This is a genomic window from Mesorhizobium sp. M7A.F.Ca.CA.004.04.2.1 (genome assembly GCF_004022825.1).
In the GTDB taxonomy this organism is placed as follows: Bacteria; Pseudomonadota; Alphaproteobacteria; order Rhizobiales; family Rhizobiaceae; genus Mesorhizobium.
In genome coordinates this window covers 1-4,792 of sequence record NZ_RZPH01000429.1, presented here as the reverse complement: position 1 = coordinate 4,792, position 4,792 = coordinate 1, and the positions used below count along the sequence as shown (strand labels likewise).

4 protein-coding genes are annotated in these 4,792 nt (G+C 64.8%); 2 read left to right on the top strand and 2 right to left on the bottom strand.

Translation table 11 applies throughout. The features are described from left to right. Together EN893_RS19235 and EN893_RS19230 are read left to right on the top strand one after the other, a co-directional pair. Nucleotides 1-655, top strand: a 655-nt coding sequence (locus EN893_RS19235; protein WP_245490864.1) for a Gfo/Idh/MocA family oxidoreductase, incomplete at its 5' end; no start/stop codon positions are given. 201 nt (nt 656-856) lie between these two features. Next, nucleotides 857-2,293 carry an amidase gene (locus EN893_RS19230; protein WP_127267338.1) on the top strand — a complete coding sequence of 479 codons (1,437 nt, stop codon included), beginning with the start codon at nt 857-859 and terminating at the stop codon, nt 2,291-2,293. A 226-nt stretch (nt 2,294-2,519) separates the two neighbouring features. Here the strand turns inward: EN893_RS19230 and EN893_RS19220 are convergent, their stop codons facing one another. Both EN893_RS19220 and EN893_RS19215 read right to left on the bottom strand, forming a co-directional pair. Further along, nucleotides 2,520-3,764 carry a Xaa-Pro peptidase family protein gene (locus tag EN893_RS19220; protein ID WP_128361702.1) on the bottom strand — a complete coding sequence of 415 codons (1,245 nt, stop codon included), beginning with the start codon at nt 3,762-3,764 and terminating at the stop codon, nt 2,520-2,522. A 68-nt stretch (nt 3,765-3,832) separates the two neighbouring features. Next, the gene (locus EN893_RS19215) at nt 3,833-4,399 is read right to left on the bottom strand and encodes an invasion associated locus B family protein (RefSeq protein WP_236382972.1); all 567 of its coding nucleotides are present in this window, start codon (nt 4,397-4,399) and stop codon (nt 3,833-3,835) included. Nucleotides 4,400-4,792 lie beyond the last annotated feature (393 nt).

Below are 4,792 nucleotides of genomic sequence, written 5' to 3'. Positions count from 1 at the left end.
GGTGATGCGGCTCAACCTCAACCAGCAGAGCAGCGGCAGCGCCTGGCACTGGCACAAGAACCTGATCGATTCGCTGATCCCGATCGTCGATTGCGGCGTCCATTATGTCGACGTCATGTGCCAGCTGACCGGCGCCAAGCCGGTGCGCGTGCATGGCATCGGCGCCAAGCTCTGGGCGGAAGCCGACAAGCAGAATTACGGCCACCTGCACGTCACCTTCGATGACGGCTCGGTCGGCTGGTACGAGGCGGGCTGGGGCCCAATGATGAGCGAAACGGCCTATTTCGTGAAGGACGTGGTCGGCCCCAAGGGCGCGGTGTCGATCGTCGCCGGCCAGCAGGCAAGCAATGCTGCCGAACTTGCAGAGGTTTCGAGTTCCGCCGACATCGACCGCCACACCAAGACCGATGCGCTGAAGATCCATTATGCTCAGGTCGACGGCGACAAGAATTTCTCGAAGCCCGACGAGATCGTCAGCATGGAGGACGAGCCCGGCCACCAGGAGCTCTGCGACCGCGAGCAGGCCTTCTTCCTGCGCGCCATCCGCGAGGATCTCGACCTCACCGAGCAGATGGATGCGGCGGTCAACAGCCTGCGCATCGTGCTGGCCGCTGAACAGAGCATCGCACTCGGGCGGACCATCGACCTGGCCTGACGCAATCCGGCTGCTGGCGGCAATCGTTTCAGGCCGGCGCTGCCCCTCACCCTTACCCTCTCCCCGTGAAGAACGGGGAGAGGGGGTCGTCAGCGTTGGAGCGTCTCCCTTCTCCCCGTCACTATACGGGGAGAAGGTGCCGGCAGGCGGCTGAGGGGCGGCGCCAACGTTGGCAAGATCAACGAACGACGGGAGAGAGACATGGTCACCGAAAGTCTGCTGAAAACCTATGCCGAGTCCGACGCGCTCGACCTTGCGGCACTTGTGAAGCGGGGCGACGTTTCACCGGGGGAACTGGTGGAGGCGGCGATCACGCTGGTCGAGCGGCTCAACCCGACGCTCAATGCGGTCATCCATCGCCTCTACGACATGGCGCGCGCCCAGGCCGAGACAATCGACACATCAGCGCCCTTCGCCGGCGTGCCGTTCCTGCTCAAGGAGCTGGCCTCGTCCTGGACCGGGGCACCGAACACCAACTCCTCATTCTACCTCAGGGATGTCGTTGCCGATTTCGACACCGAGGTCGTTCGCCGCATGAAGGCGGCCGGGCTGGTGCTGGTCGGCAAGTCGAACGCGCCGGAGAACGGTTGGTCGATCACCACCGAACCAAAACTCTACGGTGTGACCAAGAACCCGTGGAAGGAAGGCATCACGCCCGGCGGCTCGAGCGGCGGCGCTGCCGCGGCCATCGCTTCGCGCATGGTGCCGATCGCCGAGGCCAGCGATGGTGCAGGCTCGATCCGCATTCCGGCCTCCTGCTGCGGTATCGTCGGGCTGAAACCGTCGCGCGGCCGCGTCAGCCTCGCGCCGTTCGGCGACTATTGGTATGGCGGCGCGTACTTCCTGTGCTGCTCGCGCACCGTGCGCGACACGGCGGCCTATCTCGACGCGGTTGCCGGCGCGCTGCCGGGCGACCCCTATACGCCGCCGGTGCCCGATGGTTCTTGGCTCAGCCTGTCGGCACGGGCGCCAAAGAAGCTGCGCATCGGCTTTTCCGTCACGCCACCCAACGGCACGGCGATCGATGCGGAGGTGAAGGCGGCGGTGCTGGCAACCGTGGCTGCGCTCGAGCGGCTCGGCCACGACGTCGAGGAGCACGATATGCCGCTCGACGCGAACGCTGTGTGGAAGACCTACACCAACATGACCTGCGTGCAGACGGCGGCGACGTTCGACTACCTTGAGACGGTGATCGGCCGGCCGGTGACGCCAGGCGATGTCGAGGCGGTGACTTGGGCAATCATCGAGCGCGGCCGCTCGACCAGCGGCACCAGGCACATCTCCGATGTCGAGCAGCTCAGGCAGGTCGGCCGCGACATCGTCGGCGACCTCGGCGCCTACGATATCTTCATCACCCCGACCCTGACGCAGCTGCCGCGTCCGTTCGGCTATTACGACATGTCGGAAACCGACATCGACCGCTACAACGCCAAGTGGGCGGATTCGGTGTTTGCGTTCCCCTTCAACATCTCCGGCCAGCCGGCGATCTCGCTGCCGCTCGGCTGGTCGAAAGACGGCGTGCCGATCGGCGTGCAACTGGTCGGCCGCTACGGTGACGAGGCAACGGTGCTGGCCGCGTCGGCGCAGCTGGAGCAGGAGATGCCGTGGAGCGATCGGCGGCCACCGGTGAGTGGTTAGGTGCTGGCCACCTCACCACCGAGTTCCGTGGCGCCCCCCTCTGTCCTGCCGGACATCTCCCCCTCAAGTGGGGAGATCGGCTGCTACGACCACCTTCGCCAATATTCGACGTTGAAGACGAAGACCGACGCCGAAACAGTCAATCTCCCCACTTGAGGGGGAGATGCCCGGCAGGGCAGAGGGGGGCGCCGTAGAGCGCTATCTTTGAAAAACGACCACGCCCTCGCTACCCAATCCTCTCCAGCCGTCTCGGCAAGCGGTTCATGGCGACAGCCCCGTCCGGTGTGATCAGGAACTGATCCTCGAGATTGAAGCTGGCGAGGCCGTCTATGTAGAGCGGGATCTCGAAGGCCAGCACCATGCCGGCTTCGATGACGACATCGCTATCGGCGGCGATGAACGGCCATTGCTCCGAGAAGACCGACTGGCCGACGCCATGGCCGAAATGACCGCGGCGGTAGGTGCGCAGCCCTTGCCGCGCCAGGCTGTCGGTGGCGACGCGATGCACGTGGGTGAGCGTGGCTCCCGGAACAAGCGCTGCCAGCCCGTCGTCAAAGGCCCGCTCGGCGATCGCGTGCAGTTCGGCCTGCTCGGCGGATGGCGATCCGAAGGTGAAGTTGCGCGACATGTCGGAGGCGTAGCCGCCGACCGTGCAGACCATGTCGCACTTCAGCGGATCGCCAGGCATGGCTTTCGCATCGGTGCTTTTGGCCTTCGCGCCCAGCGTCACATATTCGGCTGTGGCGACCGGATGGGACAGGCCGGACGCGGCCGTGGCGACGCCTTGCCGATAGAGGGCAATGAGATCGCCCTGACGCATGCCGGCCATGGCATCGACCTGCAGCCGCTCCAGCCCGGCTTCCGACAGGATGATGCCTTGCTGGAGCAGATCGATCTCGCGCGGCGACTTGATGGCCCGCAACCTGTCGAGCACGGCCGAGCCGTCGACCATCGTGCAGCCCGGCAGCAGCGCCTGCATGACCGAGAGATCGGCGGCGGGAATAAAATCGAGATCGACGCCGATCCTTGCGCGCTCAAGTCCGAACCCGCTCAGGATCTCCTTCAGTTCGCGGACGGAACGGGCAAGTTCGAATGTTGCCGGCCGGGAAAAACCAGGCGCCCGGCCAGACGAGGCAAGGCCGGCCTCGACGCGTTGCGCCAGCCCTTGCCCTGCGGTCGAGGCGTCAAGCGTGGCGGTTTCGATCCAGATCGGGTGGCTGCGGATGACGGCATCCGACAGAGCCAGTTGCTGCTGTCCCGCATTGAAATCCGCCACCACGACGCCCACCGGCAAGTCTTGGCCAGCCGGGATGACGACGAAGCCGGCGCCGGCGCGCCGGAACAGTCCCGACGGCCCGATCGAGGCTCCGGTCGCATAGTGGAAGGCCTCAGGCGCGCACAGCACCAGCGCCTCGATGCCGGCGCGGTCCATCAGTTGCGCCGCGCGCTGGCGATCGACAAAGCCTGTCATGGGTTTCTCCACTGTCCGAAGCGGCAACGGAGCATTCCGGGTGCGCACAATCAAGCCGCTGACAGCAGCTACTTGATCGATTCCAGCTTGGCGACGGCGGCGGTGAAGCCGGCCAGCGACACCGGGATGGTGACCGGCTTGCGGGTGACCGATTCCATGCCGATGTTCAGATTGGTCCCGGACTTCATGGCCTTGATGAGATCCGCCGACAACGGCGTGGCGGCATAGGCGCCGTTCTGGTCGCTGGTCTGGATGGCAATCGTCGTCTTCTGGCCCTGGTCGATCTGGAAGGAGGCGCCGGACGGCAGGAACAGGCCGTGCGGCAGGGCAAGCAGCATGGCGAGGCTGCCATTGCCGTTGTCGCGGCGCACGGTCACGGTCAGCACGCGCTGCCCGGTCTTGGCCTCGGTCAGGTTCTGCGACACCTGGCACTGAAGCTCGGTGGTCGCCGAACCGGAGGAGCAGTTCACCGCCCACGGATTGGCATCGGCCGGTTTTGCATTGGTTTCAGCCGGCTTTGGCTGGGCCGGCTTGGCATCTTCGGCAAGGGCTGGGCCGGCGGCCAGACCAAGCCACAGGGCGGCCAGCCCCGCGGCCACGCCAAGTAAATTAGACTTGTCTAAAGTAAGTGCCATGTTGTTTTGCCGGATGCCTTGCATGTTTCCTCGCCGCGCCCCGGTATTCTCCCGAGCATGGCTTGATACAACACTCGCGACTGTTCCGAAAGCCGAGCCGGAGGCAAGCAAGCCGGCGAAATTACTGTGGCCTTTCAGACACAGCGAGCAATTTTGCAGGAAAGCTCTAGAAATCGGATCGGCCAGGACTCGCTATACAATAGAATTCGAGTAAGAATCTACACGGGGCGCGTGTAGTCCCCGAAGGACTCGCCAGGGATGGGAACTACCGAGACTTCTCGGCAAGTTGGTGAGATAGCGGCGCGTGGGGAGGATTTCCACATTCGCGCTGGCTATCGCCGTTCGCAAATCGCCAGGCATCTTTGGAAGACGACGGCGCTGACGACGCTGGCG

Coding starts and splice junctions, on each gene's coding strand:
- EN893_RS19230 (WP_127267338.1), top strand. CDS start 857: ATGGTCACCGAAAGTCTGCTGAAAACCTATGCCGAGTCCGACGCGCTC.
- EN893_RS19220 (WP_128361702.1), bottom strand. CDS start 3,764: ATGACAGGCTTTGTCGATCGCCAGCGCGCGGCGCAACTGATGGACCGC.
- EN893_RS19215 (WP_236382972.1), bottom strand. CDS start 4,399: ATGGCACTTACTTTAGACAAGTCTAATTTACTTGGCGTGGCCGCGGGG.